The 16,463-nt window shown below is 61.7% G+C and carries 17 protein-coding genes and 1 other RNA gene; 4 read left to right on the top strand and 14 right to left on the bottom strand.

Annotated features, from left to right (window positions below):
- Positions 1-2 precede the first annotated feature (2 nt).
- The 9 genes from mraY to rsmI all read right to left on the bottom strand — a co-directional run bounded on the left by mraY (position 3) and on the right by rsmI (position 8,897).
- On the bottom strand, positions 3-1,085 hold the full coding sequence (gene mraY / locus HZR81_RS06805; protein WP_063544505.1) for a phospho-N-acetylmuramoyl-pentapeptide-transferase: 1,083 nt from the start codon (positions 1,083-1,085) through the stop codon (positions 3-5).
- Entirely contained in the window at positions 1,085-2,461 is a 1,377-nt protein-coding gene (locus HZR81_RS06800) for a UDP-N-acetylmuramoyl-tripeptide--D-alanyl-D-alanine ligase (protein ID WP_500127665.1), read from the bottom strand. The genes mraY and HZR81_RS06800 overlap by 1 nt, the downstream gene beginning before the upstream one ends.
- Complete coding sequence (locus HZR81_RS06795) at positions 2,454-3,917, bottom strand: UDP-N-acetylmuramoyl-L-alanyl-D-glutamate--2,6-diaminopimelate ligase (protein ID WP_500127664.1); 1,464 nt, start codon at positions 3,915-3,917, stop codon at positions 2,454-2,456. Before HZR81_RS06795 ends, HZR81_RS06800 begins: the two co-directional genes overlap by 8 nt.
- Complete coding sequence (locus tag HZR81_RS06790; RefSeq protein WP_500127723.1) at positions 3,917-5,644, bottom strand: peptidoglycan D,D-transpeptidase FtsI family protein; 1,728 nt, start codon at positions 5,642-5,644, stop codon at positions 3,917-3,919. Before HZR81_RS06790 ends, HZR81_RS06795 begins: the two co-directional genes overlap by 1 nt.
- Positions 5,644-5,925, bottom strand: a complete 282-nt coding sequence (gene ftsL, locus HZR81_RS06785; RefSeq protein WP_202634168.1) for a cell division protein FtsL — start codon at positions 5,923-5,925, stop codon at positions 5,644-5,646. Before ftsL ends, HZR81_RS06790 begins: the two co-directional genes overlap by 1 nt.
- Before the next feature lie 5 nt (positions 5,926-5,930).
- Entirely contained in the window at positions 5,931-6,878 is a 948-nt protein-coding gene (rsmH, locus tag HZR81_RS06780) for a 16S rRNA (cytosine(1402)-N(4))-methyltransferase RsmH (RefSeq protein ID WP_253747547.1), read from the bottom strand.
- On the bottom strand, positions 6,875-7,330 hold the full coding sequence (gene mraZ, locus HZR81_RS06775; protein WP_063544493.1) for a division/cell wall cluster transcriptional repressor MraZ: 456 nt from the start codon (positions 7,328-7,330) through the stop codon (positions 6,875-6,877). The genes rsmH and mraZ overlap by 4 nt, the downstream gene beginning before the upstream one ends.
- A 300-nt stretch (positions 7,331-7,630) precedes the next feature.
- Positions 7,631-7,990: RNase P RNA component class A (gene rnpB, locus HZR81_RS06770), an RNA gene on the bottom strand.
- Between the two features lie 73 nt (positions 7,991-8,063).
- Positions 8,064-8,897, bottom strand: a complete 834-nt coding sequence (gene rsmI, locus HZR81_RS06765; RefSeq protein ID WP_500127722.1) for a 16S rRNA (cytidine(1402)-2'-O)-methyltransferase — start codon at positions 8,895-8,897, stop codon at positions 8,064-8,066.
- Between the two features lie 153 nt (positions 8,898-9,050).
- Between rsmI and HZR81_RS06760 the strand changes: the two genes are divergently transcribed.
- The 4 genes from HZR81_RS06760 (at position 9,051) to HZR81_RS06745 (ending at position 12,498) form a co-directional block, all read left to right on the top strand.
- Positions 9,051-10,868, top strand: a complete 1,818-nt coding sequence (locus HZR81_RS06760; protein WP_500127663.1) for a penicillin-binding protein activator — start codon at positions 9,051-9,053, stop codon at positions 10,866-10,868.
- Positions 10,865-11,227 (top strand): YraN family protein, encoded by a 363-nt coding sequence (locus HZR81_RS06755; protein ID WP_125868282.1) that lies wholly within the window; start codon positions 10,865-10,867, stop codon positions 11,225-11,227. Before HZR81_RS06760 ends, HZR81_RS06755 begins: the two co-directional genes overlap by 4 nt.
- 102 nt (positions 11,228-11,329) lie before the next feature.
- The gene (locus HZR81_RS06750) at positions 11,330-11,923 is read left to right on the top strand and encodes a phosphoheptose isomerase (protein WP_063544485.1); all 594 of its coding nucleotides are present in this window, start codon (positions 11,330-11,332) and stop codon (positions 11,921-11,923) included.
- Positions 11,920-12,498 carry a BON domain-containing protein gene (locus tag HZR81_RS06745; protein ID WP_063544483.1) on the top strand — a complete coding sequence of 193 codons (579 nt, stop codon included), beginning with the start codon at positions 11,920-11,922 and terminating at the stop codon, positions 12,496-12,498. Before HZR81_RS06750 ends, HZR81_RS06745 begins: the two co-directional genes overlap by 4 nt.
- Positions 12,499-12,545: 47 nt before the next feature.
- Here HZR81_RS06745 and HZR81_RS06740 read toward each other — a convergent pair whose 3' ends face one another.
- The 5 genes from HZR81_RS06740 to petA form a co-directional block, all read right to left on the bottom strand.
- On the bottom strand, positions 12,546-12,950 hold the full coding sequence (locus HZR81_RS06740; protein ID WP_110777973.1) for a ClpXP protease specificity-enhancing factor: 405 nt from the start codon (positions 12,948-12,950) through the stop codon (positions 12,546-12,548).
- A 14-nt stretch (positions 12,951-12,964) separates the two neighbouring features.
- Complete coding sequence (locus HZR81_RS06735) at positions 12,965-13,582, bottom strand: glutathione S-transferase N-terminal domain-containing protein (protein WP_500127662.1); 618 nt, start codon at positions 13,580-13,582, stop codon at positions 12,965-12,967.
- An 89-nt stretch (positions 13,583-13,671) separates the two neighbouring features.
- Positions 13,672-14,451 carry a cytochrome c1 gene (locus HZR81_RS06730; RefSeq protein WP_133456146.1) on the bottom strand — a complete coding sequence of 260 codons (780 nt, stop codon included), beginning with the start codon at positions 14,449-14,451 and terminating at the stop codon, positions 13,672-13,674.
- Entirely contained in the window at positions 14,451-15,662 is a 1,212-nt protein-coding gene (locus HZR81_RS06725; RefSeq protein WP_063544475.1) for a cytochrome b, read from the bottom strand. Before HZR81_RS06725 ends, HZR81_RS06730 begins: the two co-directional genes overlap by 1 nt.
- Positions 15,662-16,255 (bottom strand): ubiquinol-cytochrome c reductase iron-sulfur subunit, encoded by a 594-nt coding sequence (gene petA / locus HZR81_RS06720; protein ID WP_063544473.1) that lies wholly within the window; start codon positions 16,253-16,255, stop codon positions 15,662-15,664. The genes HZR81_RS06725 and petA overlap by 1 nt, the downstream gene beginning before the upstream one ends.
- Positions 16,256-16,463 lie beyond the last annotated feature (208 nt).

The following is a 16,463-nucleotide window of genomic DNA, read 5'->3' as shown; positions in this document are numbered from 1 at the left end:
GGTTACCTCAGTTTCAGGGTGGCGAGGCCAACCAGCACCAGGATCACGGTGATGATCCAGAAGCGCACGATTACCCGGGGCTCAGGCCAGCCCTTGAGTTCGAAATGGTGGTGGATCGGCGCCATGCGGAACACACGCTTGCCGGTGAGTTTGAAGCTGGCGACCTGGATCATCACCGAGAGGGTCTCCATGACGAACACGCCGCCCATGATGAAGAGCACCACTTCCTGGCGCACGATCACGGCGATGGTGCCCAGCGCCGCGCCCAGGGCCAGCGCGCCGACGTCGCCCATGAAGACCTGCGCCGGATAGGTGTTGAACCAGAGGAAGCCGAGGCCGGCTCCGATCAGCGCACCGCAGAACACGATCAGCTCGCCTGCGCCGGGAATGTAGGGAATGAGCAGGTATTCGGCGAAATTCACGTTACCGGAGAGGTAGCAGAAGATGCCCAGACCGCCGCCGACCATAACGGTGGGCATGATCGCCAGACCGTCCAGGCCGTCGGTGAGGTTGACCGCATTGCTAGAACCGACGATGACGAAATAGGTGAGCACCACGAAACCGATCCCGAGCGGGATCTCGATATTCTTCAGCAGCGGCAGGATCAGCGTGGTTTCGATCGGCGTTTGCGCCGTCATATATAGGAAGATCGCGGCACCGAGGCCGAAGACCGATTGCCAGAAGTATTTCCAGCGGCTGGGCAGGCCGCGGGAGTTCTTCTCGATCACCTTGCGATAGTCATCGACCCACCCGATCGCGCCGAAGAGCAGGGTCACCGCCAGCACCACCCAGACATAGCGGTTGGCCAGATCCGCCCAGAGCAGCGTGGAGATGCCGATGGCGCTGAGAATCAGCGCGCCGCCCATGGTAGGCGTGCCGGATTTCGACAGGTGCGACTGCGGCCCGTCGGTGCGCACCGCCTGGCCGATCTGGCGCAGCTGCAGGGTGCGGATCAGCCAGGGGCCCATCCACAGCGAAAGTACCAGCGCGGTGAGGACGCCGAGGATTCCACGCAGCGACAGGTACTGGAAGACCGCGAAGCCCTTGTGGAACTGTTGCAAATACTCGGCGAGCAGCAGCAGCATCACTGTTTCTCCATGGATGGCCCGGCGAGCGCATCGACGACTTTGTCCATCGCCGCGCTACGTGAACCCTTGATCAGAATGGTGGTACCGCTGCCCTGTTCGGCACGCAGGCTCTCGATGAGGCTGGTCTGGTCGGCGAAATGGCGGGCGCCCGGGCCGAAAGCGACAACCGCATGCGCCATCAGTGGCCCGACGGCGAAAAGCGTGTCGACCTTGCCCGATGCATAGGCGCCCACGTCACGATGGCCCTGCTCGGCCCACTCGCCCAGCTCACCCATATCGCCCAACACCAGAACGGTGCGTCCGGCGAAACTGGCGAGCACGTCGATGGCGGCGCAGAGCGATGCGGGATTGGCGTTGTAGCTGTCGTCGATCAGACGCACGCCGTTGTCCAGCATCTGCGCCACGGCGCGCCCCTTGACCGGCTGCAGGCTCTGCAGGCCGGCGACGATGGACTCGGCGGTGATGCCCATGGCAAAGGCGGCAGCGGACGCAGCCAGGGCATTCGCCACGTTATGGCGACCCAGCAGGTTGAGCTGCAAGCGCAGATTACCCAGCGGGCCGGTCAATACGAAGCTCGGGCAACCGCGCTGGTCGTAGGCGATTGAACCGGCAGAGAAGTCCGCGAGCGGGTTGTCCAGACCGAACGACACGATGCGCTTGCCGGCCACGCGCTCGGCCCAGATCGGGTAGGCCTTGTCGTCACGGTTCAGCACGGCGCAGCCTGTTGCGCTCAGCCCTTCGAGGATTTCGCCCTTGGCCTCGACGATCTTCTCCGGCCCGCCGAACTCGCCGACATGGGCGCTGCCGGCGTTGGTGATCAGGCTGACATCCGGACGCACCAGCTTGACGGTGTAGGCGATGTCGCCCACGCGCGAGGCACCAAGTTCGATGACCGCGCTGCGGTGTACGGCGTCCAGCTCCAGCAGTGTCAGCGGCGCGCCGAGGTCGTTGTTCAGATTGCCGCGGGTGGCGAGCACAGCATCCTGTCCATGAGCGCTACGCAGGATGCTGGCGAGCATTTCCTTGACGCTGGTCTTGCCACTGGAGCCGGTGATAGCGGCGACCGCCCCCTTGAACGCGTCGCGGTTGAGCGCGCCCAGGCGGCCCAACGCCAAACGGGTGTCGGCGACCACCAGCTGTGGCAACGGCGCGTCTTCCACTTCGCGTGCGACCAGTGCAGCCACCGCGCCCTTGGCTGCCACTTCAGCCAGGTAGGCATGTCCATCGAAGCGCGGACCGGTCAGCGCGATGAACAGCTGTCCCGGCTGGATCGCCCGGCTGTCGGTGCTGACAGCCGAGAAGCTGGCATCGCCGCCCACCAGACGGCCCGACAAGGGGCCCTGCAGCTCGCTCAGGCGCATGGCTTCAAGCATGGGGCTTCTCCCAGGTGGCCAGTGCCGCAACGGCTTCCTCGATATCGGAGAACGGCAGCCGTTCGCCGCGAATTTCCTGGTAGTCCTCGTGCCCCTTGCCCGCGAGCACTACCACGTCGTCGGCATTCGCGGCCGCGATAAGGCCGGCAATCGCCTGGGCGCGACCGTGCACGAAGGTCACCGTGTCAGGATTGACGAAGCCACTGCGGATATCGTCGAGAATTCGCTCCGGCGCCTCGTTGCGCGGGTTGTCATCGGTAACCACGATGCCATCGGCCAGTCGCTCGGCGACCTTGGCCATCAGCGGGCGCTTGCCGCTGTCACGGTCACCACCGCAGCCGAACAAGCAGAACAACCGGCCACGCGCATGCGGGCGCAACGCAGTGAGCACCTTTTCCAGCGCATCCGGAGTATGCGCATAGTCGACCACGACGAGCGGATGATCACCGCCACCCAGACGTTGCATGCGTCCGGTCGGCCCTTCCAGTTCGGGCAGCACGTTCAGGATTTCGTCCAGCGGGTAATCCATGCCCAACAAGGCGCCAACGGCGGCCAGCACGTTACTGACGTTGAAGCGCCCCAGCAGCGGGCTGCGCAGCGAGCGCTCGCCCTGCGGCGTGATCAGGCGCGCGTGGATACCGCTGTCGTCAAGCCGGGCCTCGGCGCAGAACAGATACGCCGACGGGTCTTCCAGGCTATAGGTGATCAGCCGAGACTCATGCTCCCGACCCGCCAGCTCACGACCGAAACCGTCATCAATATTGACCACCCGGCAGCGCAGGCAGGGGAAGTCGAACAGACGTGCCTTGGCGGCACCATAGGCGTCCATGGTGACGTGATAGTCCAGGTGATCGCGGGACAGATTGGTGAACACCGCGACGTCGAAGTCCAGCGCGGCAACCCGCCCCTGATCCAGGCCATGCGAAGACACCTCCATCGCCACCGCCTTGGCACCTTCCTGCTTCAGGCTGGCCAGCGTCGCCTGCACGCCGATCGCATCTGGCGTCGTATGCCGTCCCTGCTCAAGCTGGCCATGAAAACCGTTGCCCAGCGTACCGATGATGCCGCACGGCTCGCCGAGCCGATCCAATGCCTGCGCGATCAGCTGACTGACGCTGGTCTTGCCGTTGGTTCCGGTGACACCGACCAGGCGCAGATTGCGACTCGGCTCGCCATAGAACCGCCCGGCAATTGCCGAGAGCTGGTTGCTCAGGTGCAGAACCGGAACCATGACGGCAGCACCGGCCAATGGTTCGGCGAGCCCCTCGCTTTCATAGGCAACCGCGGCTGCACCTCGGGCTATCGCATCCGCGACGTGGTCGCGTCCGTCTTGCTGCAAGCCCGGAACCGCCAGGAACAGATCGCCGCCGCGCACCTTGCGGCTGTCGAGCGTGAGCTCGCGGATCAATACATCGCTGCCGGCCTGCGGCAGAAAATGACTCAACGGCATTGGCATCAGCTGCGCCCTCCCTTGCCTTCAGAGGTCTCTGCGGTCTGCAGCTCGGCTGGTGGCGGCAGATTGTCCGGCGCTACGTTCATCAGCCGCAGCGCGCGGGCCATGACCTTGCCGAACACCGGCGCTGCGACCAGACCGCCGTAGTACTGCCCCTTGCTCGGCTCGTCCACGACCACTACCGCGGCGATACGCGGATTGGAAAGCGGCGCGACGCCAGCGAAGAATGAGCGATAGGCGTCCTTGGTGTAGCCACCTGTGCCGGAAATCTTCTTCGCGGTACCGCTCTTGCCACCCACGTGATAGCCCGGCACCTTGGCGCGCGCGCCGCCACCGCCCTCTTCTTCGACGACTGCGCGCAGCATCTGCAGTACGGTGGCGGAAATCTGCTTGTCGATCACCTGCACGCCATCCTGCGTCTGATCCAGCCGCAGCAGGGAGAGCGGGACATTGACGCCCTGATTGCCGAGTACGGCATAGGCATGCGCCAACTGAACCGCGGTAACAGACAGGCCATAGCCATATGCGAGCGAAGCGGTCTCGGCATCCCGCCACTTGCGATGATTGGGCAGATTGCCGACGCGCTCGCCCGGGAAGCCGAGCCCGGTATCCTGGCCGAAGCCAGCCTGCTGCATCACGGCATAGACCGGTTCGGCGCCAATATCCAGGGCGATCTTGCTGATCCCGACGTTGCTCGACTTCATCAGGATGCCGGTCAACGAGAGCATGCCGCCGCGCGACACATCGCGGATCGTGTAGCGACCAATGCGCATCCAGCCCGGCAAGGTGTTGACCACCGAGTCTGGCTGATACTTGCCGGTGCCCAAGGCCGCAGCAATGCTGAACGGCTTGACGGTCGAGCCAGGCTCGAACACGTCGATCATGGCGCGGTTGCGCATGGCCGCCGGCTGCAGATTGCGACGGTTGTTCGGGTTGTAGGTGGGCTGGTTGGCCATGGCGAGGATCTCGCCGGTCTTGACGTCGACCATGACCAGACTGGCGGCCTTGGCGCCATACTCGTGCACCACATTGCGCAGCTCGCTGTGGGCCAGATACTGCAGACGCAGGTCGATCGAAAGCGCCATGGCTTTGCCGGCCTTGGCGTTCTTCACCACTTGCACGTCCTTGATAAGACGCCCACGACGGTCCTTCAACACCTGGCGCTTGCCCGGTACGCCCGCGAGCCACTCGTCATAAGCGAGCTCCATGCCCTCGCGGCCACGATCATCGATATCGGTGAAGCCCACCACATGGGCGGCCACTTCGCCGGCTGGATAGAACCGACGAAACTCCTCTTGCGAGTAAACGCCTGGAATCTTCATATCCAGCACGTCCTGCCCCTGCTCAGGAGTGAGCCCGCGCACCAGATAGATGAACTCGCGCGAGGCCTGCGACTGAAGTCGCTCGCTGAGAGATGCTGCGTCCTGCCCCAGTGCCTTGGCCAGTTCCGGCCAACGCGCGCGAGCAGCCTGCAACTCCTTTGGATTGCCCCAAAGCGTGGTAACCGGCGTGCTCACCGCAAGCGGTTCGCCGTTGCGGTCAGTGATCAGCCCGCGGTGGGCGGGAATCGGGATGTGGCGAACACTGCGTGCATCGCCTTGCCCTTGCAGGAAAGCCTGGTCCATGACCTGCAGATCGACGATACGCCAGGCGATCACACCGACCAGCAGCGCCAGCAGCGTTAATACGATGCGAAAGCGCCAGGGATAAAGTGCGCCCTTGATGGTCATCATGGCTTCACCAGCCTGACGTCGGCCGCCGCGGGAATATGCATGCGCAGCTGCTCGGTCGCCAGCGTCTCGATGCGGCTGTGAGCAGTCCAGGTGCTCTGCTCGAGAATCAGGCGCCCCCACTCTGCCTGCGCCTTGTCACGCACGCTGAGCTCGCCGTAGAGCTCGTTGAGCAGCTGACGATTCCAGTGCGCACAGTAAGCCACCGCAATTGCCGACAGCAGGACACTGACGAACAGCACCAGCATCAGCAGACTGCCGTTGGGCATGGATCGCAGCATGCGACTCACCGCAGCTTCTCCGCGACACGCATTACCGCGCTGCGCGAGCGCGGATTGGCCCGAACCTCCGGCTCGGAGGCGTACTGCGGCTTGCCTATCAATTTCAGCCGGGGCTCGAAGGCCTTGGGAATGATCGGCAGATCGCGCGGGAGCTTGTCCGCTTCGCCCTTGGCGTGGCGCCGCATGAACTGCTTGACGATGCGGTCTTCCAGCGAGTGGAAACTGATGACAACCAGACGGCCGCCCACAGCCAATGCATCCAGCGCAGCATCAAGGCCGCGCTCCAGATCGCCCAGCTCGTTGTTGATATGAATGCGCAACCCCTGGAAGGCCCGCGTTGCGGGGTTCTTGCCTTTCTCCCAGGCGGGATTGGCGTCGGTCAGCACCTTGGCGAGATCAGCCGTACGCTCGAAGGGCGCCACCGCACGGCGCTGCACCACGGCTCGCGCCATGCGCTTGGCGAAGCGTTCCTCGCCATAATCCTTGAACACGCGAGCGATCTCGTCCTCATCAGCCCGGGCAATCCACTCGGCCGCACTGACACCGCGTGCCGGGTCCATCCGCATGTCCAGCGGGCCATCATTGAGAAAGCTGAAGCCTCGCTCAGGATCATCCAGCTGCGGCGAGGAAACCCCGAGATCCAGCAGAACACCGCTGACAGTCCCGTTCCAGCCGCGTTGCGCGACCTCCTCTCCCAGTTCGGCAAAACTCCTCTGCACAACGACAAAGCGGCCGTCCTCGGCCGCCAGCTCTTGCCCCGTAGCAATGGCTAATGGGTCCTTGTCGAACCCTAGTAAGAGGCCATCAGGCCCAAGCTGCTGAAGCAGTAACCGGCTGTGCCCGCCGCGACCGAAGGTTCCGTCGACATAGCGGCCATCCGGACGCACGTTCAGCGCCGCGACGGCTTCGTCGAGCAACACGGTGATATGTCGCAGGCTGCTGATCTGGCTCACAGGATAAGGTCACGTAGTTCTTCCGGCAGGCCGCCGGGTTGTTTGATGGCCGCCAGGTCCGCGTCGGATATCGCGTTCCAGTCGTCCTCGTTCCACAGTTGAAACTTGTTGAGCTGCCCTACGAGCATCGCTCGCTTGTCCAGCCTGGCGTATTCGCGCAGACGCGGCGGTACCAGCACACGACCGCTGCCATCCATTTCCAGATCGACAGCATTACCAATCAGCAAGCGCTGCAGTCGCCGTGCCTCCTCACGTAACGAGGGCAGCTCGCGCAGCTTCGCCTCGATCAACTCCCACTCAGGCAATGGGTAGATACAAAGGCAGCGGTCCACGGCATCGATCGTGATGATCAGCTGGCCATCGCCACGGGAATTCAGCTCGTCACGATACCGGCTGGGCATGGCTAGCCGGCCTTTGGCGTCGAGACTGATGGCGTTAGCTCCGCGAAACACGCTTGCGCTTCCCCTGAATTAGCTATCCGTGCCCATATCTACCCACTTTCTGCCACTTCCTACCACTTGTGCGCACTATAGAAACGCCGTAGCCCCACCGTCAAGGCGAGCCAGACGGGAAAAACCCTTACGGAGCGGCAATTTAGCGATGCTTAGGGAAGGCGCGACGGAAATCGGAGGCGAGAGCGGAAATCTAGTTCCAGCACCACGGGGAGTTACTCAACAAAGTTAAAGTGCTTTGTTAAGAGAAAGAATCTTTCGGAATTAAAAACGCGCGTCACGAAAGTGAGATAGCGAAAGGAGGAGAGTCGATCTGTAAGCCGGGTTCTGTCGAGGACAGCCATTCCTCTACGACAGCCATCACTGACTGCCTCTAGCAACCTACCCGGATCCAGCGCGGGCCACGCCAATGGATCCCTATTTGGTCTTGCTCCAAGTGGGGTTTACCTAGCCACGGACTGTTACCAGCCGTGCGGTGCGCTCTTACCGCACCTTTTCACCCTTACCGGCGCCGAGGCGCTTAGGCGGTTATTTTCTGTGGCACTTTCCGTAGGCTCACGCCTCCCAGGCGTTACCTGGCACTTTGCCCTGTGGAGCCCGGACTTTCCTCCCTCCCTTCTTGCCGGAACAAAAAGAGACAGCGACTGTCCGATCGACTCTCCGGGCGTCAGGGTATCGTCGCAGCCCCCGCGCTGCAAGCGCAGCGGCGACAGCTATCTGCCCAAAACGTCGATTACTTGCGTTCCAAGGCCGCCTGATAGAGGAGATTCTTGCGCACCCCAGTGATTTCCGCGGCGATCGCCGCGGCCCGCTTCAATGGCATTTCAGCGAGAAGAAGATCCAGAATACGCAACGCATCGGCGCTGACAGCTTCCTCGCCCTGCGGCGCCTGCCAGCCCTCGACCAACAGTACGCATTCACCACGCTGCTGATTGCTGTCGGCCTCGACCCAGCTACGCAGCTGCCCCAGCGGCAACCCCTTCAGCGTCTCGAATGTCTTCGTCAACTCCCGCCCGAGCACAGCAGAGCGGGCCTCGCCGAACACGGCCTCGAAATCGCAGAGCGACTCGAGAATACGATGCGGAGCCTCGTAGAAGATCAAGGTCCGAGGTTCCTCTTTAAGCGCCTCCAGCCGCGCACGACGCGCGACAGCCTTGGCCGGCAGGAACCCCTCGAAAACGAAGCGATCCGAAGGCAACCCCGCGGCCGAAAGCGCCGCAATCAGTGCGCACGCCCCGGGAACCGGAACCACGACAACGCCGGCCGCACGAGCCTGACGCACCAGGTGATAACCCGGGTCAGAAATCAGCGGCGTACCCGCATCCGATATCAACGCTACGTCTTCACCGGCCCGCAGCCGCCCGATGAAGCGTCCCCCTTCATCGCGCTCGTTATGCTCGTGGCAGGCAGCCAGCGGCGTCTGGATCCCGAAGTGCGCCAGCAAGCGCGACGAATGCCGAGTATCTTCCGCAGCAATCAACGCCACTTCACGCAATACTCGCAACGCACGAGCACTGATGTCCTCCAGATTGCCGATCGGTGTGGCTACGACATAAAGCGTACCCATGCCGGAATTCATACCATCGCTGGCAGTCACAGGGCTTACCTCTGTCACGGAAATGCGCATTGTAGCCCGATTCGCCGCCGCAACATCGCGACCGCTTCGGTGCTTGGGTACAATCCGCCAACTCCCGCCAGCGCACCCAGGAACGACATACCAATGGCCTGCTTACGCCCCTTTTTCTTCCTCTTTCTCACCGCCGTCCTTGCGGCATGCTCGAGCACTCCCTCCTCCACGCTAGGCGAACTACCGCGCACTCCGCAGGCGACCACTCAGCAACTGCTGAGCAAAGCAGACCAGAGCGATCCCGAACTGGCTGCCCAACTGCGCCTGGCGGCGGCAGATCAGAGCCTGCGGCAGGGTAATGCCGCCCAGGCTCGCAGCATCCTTGAACAGGTTCAGCTGGAAACCCTCAAGCCCGCGCTACAGATATTCGCCCTCACGCTTCAGGCAGAGCTTGCCTTGGCCGCCAGCGAGCCACAGAAGGCCGAGCAGGCTTTCCAACACCCCGCCTTCGAGCGCCTAGCCGAGCTTCCCGTCGAGCAGCAGGTGCGCAGCCAACTGGCACGCGCCCAGGCTCTGGAGGCTAACGGCAAGCCAATAGCAGCTGCTCGCGAGCGAGTCTTCACCGCACCACTGCTGAGCGGCAAGCAAGCCCAGGCGAACCATGAAACCATCTGGGAGCTGGTTTCCGCCCTGCCCGAGACTCAGCTACAGAGCGCTGCGAGCACCGACACCGACACCGACCTAGCAGGCTGGCAGACTCTCGCGTTATCGCTGAAGCGTGCCGGCACGGTCGCTCAACAACAGCGAGCAATCGACGACTGGGTTGCACAGAATCCGCAGCATCCGGCTGCACGACAGCTACCAGAGCCCTTGCAGAAACTGCGCGAACTGGCAGACCAGCCACTGACCCACGTGGCGCTACTGCTACCAATGGACGGCCAGCTGGCTAGCGTCGCCCGCGCGCTGCGCGATGGCTTCCTCGCGGCACACCTGCACGCCCAGCAGGCCGGCCAGGAAATGCGCATCGAGCTGTACGACAGCACCCGCATCAGCTCCGTCGACGACTTTTACCGTCAGGCTCAGGCAGCCGGGGTGCAACTTGTGGTCGGGCCCCTTGAGAAGGATCTGGTACGCCAACTCGCCGAACGAGACCAGCTACCGATCACCACGCTGGCACTCAACTACAGCGATGCCGGACAACAAACGCCGCCCCAGCTGTTCCAATTCGGCCTCGCTGCGGAAGACGAAGCCCGGGAAGTGGCCCGACGGGCCTGGGCCGACGGACATCGCCGAGCTATCGCACTGGCACCGCGCGGCGAGTGGGGCAATCGCATCCTAGAGGCATTCCGCCACAGCTGGCAGGAGGCCGGAGGGACTCTGGTCGCGGCCGAACCACTGGCCGAGCCGGTCCAACTGGCCAATCAGATCGCCGACCTGCTGCAGCTGCGCAATAGCGAAGAGCGCGCACGCCGCGTCGAGGGCACACTGGATGCGTCGGCCGCCAGCCGACCCACCCGTCGCCAGGACGTGGACTTCATTTTCCTCGCGGCCACCCCGCAACAGGCGCAGCAGGTAAGGCCCACGCTGATCTTCCAGTACGCCGGCGACCTGCCGATCTATGCGACATCCCACCTGCATTCGGCCAGTCAGAATCGCACCCAGTATCTTGACCTCGAGGGCATCCGTTTTGCCGAAACACCCTGGCTGCTGGACGAGCAGCTGCCGTTACGCCAGGAGGTCGAGCAAAAGTGGCCGCAGGCAGGCGGTAGCCTGGGCAGGCTGTACGCCATGGGAGCCGATGCATATCTGCTTGCACCTCGGCTGAACCAGCTATTGGCCCTGCCCGATACGCAGCTCGACGGGCTTTCCGGCATGCTGCAACTGAATGGCGATCAACGCATAGAGCGGCAGTTACCGTGGGCTCAGTTTCGCGACGGCAAGGTCGAGCGCCTGGATAACCAGCCACTATGAGCGATGCCCAGAGCAGCGGACGCTCTGCCGAAACACTCGCATTGCAGCACCTCTGCAACAGCGGGCTTCGCCTGCTCGCGCGCAACTGGTCCTGCCGCAGCGGCGAGCTTGATCTGGTCATGCTCGACGGCGATACAGTAGTATTTGTCGAGGTCCGCTACAGGCGGCATGCCGCCTGGGGTGGCGCCCTGGAAAGCGTCGACGCGCGCAAGCAGCAGAAGCTGATCAAGACCGCCCAGCTGTTTCTGCAAAACGAAAGCCGCTGGGCCCGCAATCCCTGCCGTTTCGACGTGATCGCCATCGCACCAGCAGGCCAGACACAGGACCTGAACTGGATCCGTAACGCGTTTGATAGCTGAGCGACAATAAAGCAATTGCGCCACCACCTAGCCGATCAGCTCCGAGAACCGCAAGCGCGTCGCCCGCAACCGCTGGGCACGCACACTGAAGGTCAACCACCGATGGACATGCAAACCCGAATCCGCCAGCTCTTCCAGGCCAGCATCGACACCAAGAAGCAGGCAATGGATGTGCTCGCGCCCAGCATCGAGCAAGCCGGCCAAGTCATGGTCAACGCCCTGCTGAGCGAAGGCAAGATACTCACCTGCGGCAACGGCGGCTCGGCCGGCGATGCGCAACATTTTTCGTCCGAGCTACTGAACCGTTTCGAGCGTGAGCGCCCTAGCCTGCCGGCAATCGCACTCACGACCGACAGCTCGACAATTACCTCGATCGCCAACGATTACAGCTATAACGAAGTCTTTTCCAAGCAAATCCGCGCACTGGGGCAACCAGGCGATGTACTGCTCGCCATCTCCACCAGCGGCAATTCCGCCAACGTCATCCAGGCCATCCAGGCCGCCCATGACCGGGAGATGACCGTCGTTGCGCTAACCGGTCGAGACGGGGGCGGCATGGCCTCGCTGCTGTTGCCAGAGGACGTCGAAATTCGCGTGCCAGCCAAAGTCACGGCGCGCATCCAGGAAGTCCATCTGCTAGCTATCCATTGCCTCTGCGATCTGATCGACAATCAACTGTTCGGGAGTGAGGAATGAACCTGTTTCGCCTGTGCGCCATCACGCTAGGGCTGTGCCTGACCATCAGCGGTTGCAGCTCGGTGTTGACCGCCACCCGTGACGAGCCGATAGCCGACGACCGTGGCACCCGTACAATCGGCAGCAAGATCGACGACTCACTGATCGAAACCAAGGCCTCGGTAAACATCGCCAAGGCGCACCCGGATCTGGACCAGGCGTCCCACATCGTCGTCGCTAGCTACAATGGCGTGGTCTTGCTGGCAGGGCAAACCCCACGGGCAGAACTGAAGCAAATGGCCGAGCAGGCTGCCAGTCAGGTACAGCGGGTCAAGCGCGTTCACAACGAACTGCAGGTCCTGCAGCCCTCATCCGCACTGGCCCGCAGCAACGACTCATGGCTCACGACCAAGATCAAGGCGCAGATGCTTGCCGACAATAGCGTGCCCGGCTCCCGGATCAAGGTCATCACCGAGAACGGCATCGTTTACCTGCTTGGCCTGGTGACCCGCCAGGAAGGCAATCGCGCCACCAATCTTGTGCAAGGCGTCTCGGGCGTTCAGCGGATCGTCAAGCTGTTCGAATACATCGATTGATCAGCCTTACGCCCGGACGGCAAATGCCGACCGGGCTTCCCCATCGCTTATTTGACGACCTTCAAGCTAGGTCGCGGGCCAGGGCGAGGAGCGCCACCTTCGCCAGCAGCGCCCTCCCCAGCCCCGCCATCATCAGGCGGGGTTGGCTCGATCTCGAAGACCATTCCCTGCCCGTTCTCCCTGGCGTAGATAGCCATCACCGCGGCAGACGGCACATTGAGCGAATGGGCCACGCCACCGAAGCGCCCTTCGAAGGTGATCACCTCGTTATCCATGTGCAGATGCCGCACGGCACTTGGCGCAACGTTCAGGACAATCTGTCCGTCGCTGGCGAATCCGGGGGGCACCCGAACCCCTGGATAATCGACGTTGACCAGAAGGTGTGGCGTACAGTCGTTGTCGACGATCCACTCATAGAGCGCTCTTACCAGATAGGGTCGGCTCGAATTCATGACGGCATCCTCTCTCAGCGCATGTTGCGCTCGGCGGCGGAAAGACTGGCCTGAAAGGCCTCGCGAGCAAAATTGCGCTCCATGTAATCGAGCAGCGGCTTGGCCGCTCGCGGCAAATCAACCCCGAGTCTGGGCAAACGCCAGAGGATAGGCAACAGGCAGCAGTCGACTAGGCTGAGCTCGTCGCTCATGAAGTAAGGCATTTCGGCAAAGACCGAAGAGACCCCCGTCAGGCTTTCACGCAGCTCCTTGCGAGCCTGCGCACGCTGCGACTCGGGTACACGGGCATCGAGAATGCGGTCGACCAGGCTGCACCAGTCTCGCTGGATGCGATGCACCAGCAATCGGGTATTGGCTCTGGCGACGGGATAAACCGGCAGCAGCGGCGGATGCGGATAACGCTCCTCCAGATACTCCAGGATGACCCCCGGCTCATACAGAGCGAGATCCCGGTCGACGAGGGTCGGGACACTGGCGTAGGGATTCACCTCAACCAGCTTTTCAGGACACTGACCGGGCTTGACGTCAAGAATCTCAACGCCGACACCCTTTTCGGCAAGTACGAGACGAACTCGGTGGCAGTAATGGTCGGCGGGATCGGAGTAGCAGCTCAACCGGTTGGTTGCAGCCATAGGTCCTTCCTCACTCAATTATCTGGAGGCAGAAAAAACACGCGCGCCCATAGGGCGCGCGCAGGATACAGCGATGGCAGCAAAGCTGCTTAGTGAATGTCTTTCCAGTACTCGCGCTTGAGCAGGTAGGCAAACACGAAGAACACCGCCAGGAACAACAGTACGTAGGTACCGATGCGCTGGCTCTCCAGCTTGACCGGATTGGCCGAATAGGCCAGGAAGGTCACCAGGTTCTTGATCTTCTCGTCGTACTCAGCCTCGGTAAGCGAACCGGTACCAGGCTCTACAACCATCTGATCACAAGCTTCTTCGGTAATCGGCGTACCAGTCAGGGGGTCGAACTGCTTGCGACCATCCTCGACAACCTGCACCTGCTTGCAGCCCACTACACGACGCCCTTGTAGCGGAGCCAGCACGTGCGGCATACCCACGTTAGGGAACACCGTGTTGTTGACGCCATAAGGCCGCGCCGGATCTTCATAGAAACTGCGCATGTAGGAGTACAGCCAGTCGTTGCCACGCACACGGGCCACCAGCGTCAGGTCCGGCGGAGCAGCACCAAACCAGACCTTGGCATCTTCAGGCTTCATGCCGATCTTCATGTGATCGCCAAACTTGGCATCGGTGAAGACGATGTTCTCCATCATCACTTCTTCTGGGATGCCAAGATCAGTGGCCACGCGCTCATAGCGCTGATACTGGGCGCTGTGACAGCCCATGCAATAGTTTGCGAATGTCTTCAAACCATCTTGCATGGCAGCCTTGTCGGTCAGGTCGATCTCGACCTTGTCCAGCTGAACCGACGGGCCCGCCGCGAAGGTGAAGGCCGGCAGAATTGCAAGAATCAATGCAGCAAATTGCTTTTTCATCAGCCATCCACCCTTTGCGGAACCACTTTGGTCTTCTCGAGCTTGGTGTAGAACGGCATCAGGATGAAGTATCCAAAGTAGATAGCAGTACAGATCCGCGACACCAGAGTACGCTCAGGCGTCGGAGCGAGGACGCCCAGCACACCGAGAATGATGAAGGAGATGCAGAACGCCAGCAGCGCGATCTTGCTCATCCAGCCCTTGTACTTCATGGACTTGACCGGACTACGGTCGAGCCAAGGCAGAACGAACAGAACAGCGATGGCCGCGCCCATGGCGATGACACCGAGCAGCTTGTCCGGTACCGCGCGCAGAATCGCGTAGAACGGCGTGAAATACCAAACTGGCGCGATGTGTTCCGGAGTCTTGAACGCATTGGCCACTTCGAAGTTCGGCTTCTCGAGGAAGTAACCGCCCATCTCCGGGAAGAAGAACACGACAGCGCAGAAGACGAACAGGAACACCACCACACCAACGATGTCTTTCACGGTGTAGTACGGGTGGAACGGAATACCGTCCAGCGGCACTCCAGCCTCGTCCTTGGTCTTCTTGATGTCCACGCCCATCGGGTTGTTCGAGCCGACTTCGTGCAACGCCAGAATGTGCAACACCACCAGACCCAGAATCACGATTGGCAGGGCGATCACATGCAAGGCGAAGAAGCGGTTCAGCGTGATACCGGAGATCAGGTAATCACCGCGGATCCACTGAGTCAGATCGTCGCCGATGACCGGAATGGCACCGAACAGCGAAATGATCACCTGGGCACCCCAGTAGGACATCTGACCCCACGGCAGCAGATAGCCCATGAAGGCCTCAGCCATCAGCGCCAGGTAGATCATCATGCCGAAGATCCATACCAGCTCGCGCGGCTTCTGGTAGGAACCATAGAGCAGACCACGGAACATATGCAGATAGACCACGACGAAGAACGCCGAAGCACCGGTCGAATGCAGGTAGCGGATGATCCAGCCGTATTCGACATCACGCATGATGTATTCGACGGAGGCAAAGGCGCCCTCGGCCGACGGCTCGAAGCTCATGGTCAGCCAGATACCAGTCAGGATCTGATTGACCAGCACCAGCAGCGCCAGCGAACCGAAGAAGTACAAGACGTTGAAGTTCTTGGGGGCGTAGTACTTAGAAAGATGGTCTTCCCACATCTTGGTGGCGGGGAAGCGGGCGTCAACCCATTCCATGAACTTGCTCATCAGGCGTTCTCCTGGTCCACACCGATGATGATCACATTATCGGTCTCGTACGAGTGCGGGGGCACCGGCAGGTTCAAGGGAGCTGGCTGCGCCTTATAGACGCGCCCGGCCATATCGTACTTCGAGCCGTGACAAGGGCAGAAATAACCGCCCAACCAATCAGCACCGAGATCGGCTGCAGCCACCTCGGGGCGGAAAGACGGTGCACAACCCAGGTGGGTACAAAGCCCCACAACAACCAGAAGCTCCGGCTTGATGGCGCGGTTCTTCGGATCAACGTATGCGGGCTGATCAGAAGCCTTGGACTCGGGATCGGCCACCTGTGGGGCAACCTTTTCCAGATTTGCAAGAATCTCCTCGGTTCGACGCACGATAAATACCGGCTGACCGCGCCACTCGGCGACCATCTGCTGCCCCGGCTCGATCTTGCTGATATTTACCCTTACCGGCGCACCGGCAGCCTTGGCCTTGGCACTAGGGAACCACGATCCCACGAACGGGACCGCAGCACCTACCGCTCCTGCAGCACCCACCACCGAAGTGGCGGCCACAAGGAAGCGACGCCGGCCTGCATTCACGCCGTCATTGCTCATTCAGTCGTCTCCCATCAGCTTCTTATGGCCTGCTCAGGAGCAGGCATGTACCACGTAAAATTGGGCCGCGAAAAATTCGCTAAATGGTAAAGAAAAGGCCTCCTTATGACAAGGTAATAGCCTGTCACAATGCCTCTGCAACGCAGCCAAATCAGGGCTTTCGGCGCGCGACACGCTGTCGCACCAGTAGTGGAAGGGCAAAAAAAAA

This window comes from Pseudomonas sp. LM13 (assembly GCF_041381355.1).
GTDB classification, from domain to species: domain Bacteria; phylum Pseudomonadota; class Gammaproteobacteria; order Pseudomonadales; family Pseudomonadaceae; genus Stutzerimonas; species Stutzerimonas frequens.
This window is presented reverse-complemented; position numbering and strand designations above follow the sequence as displayed.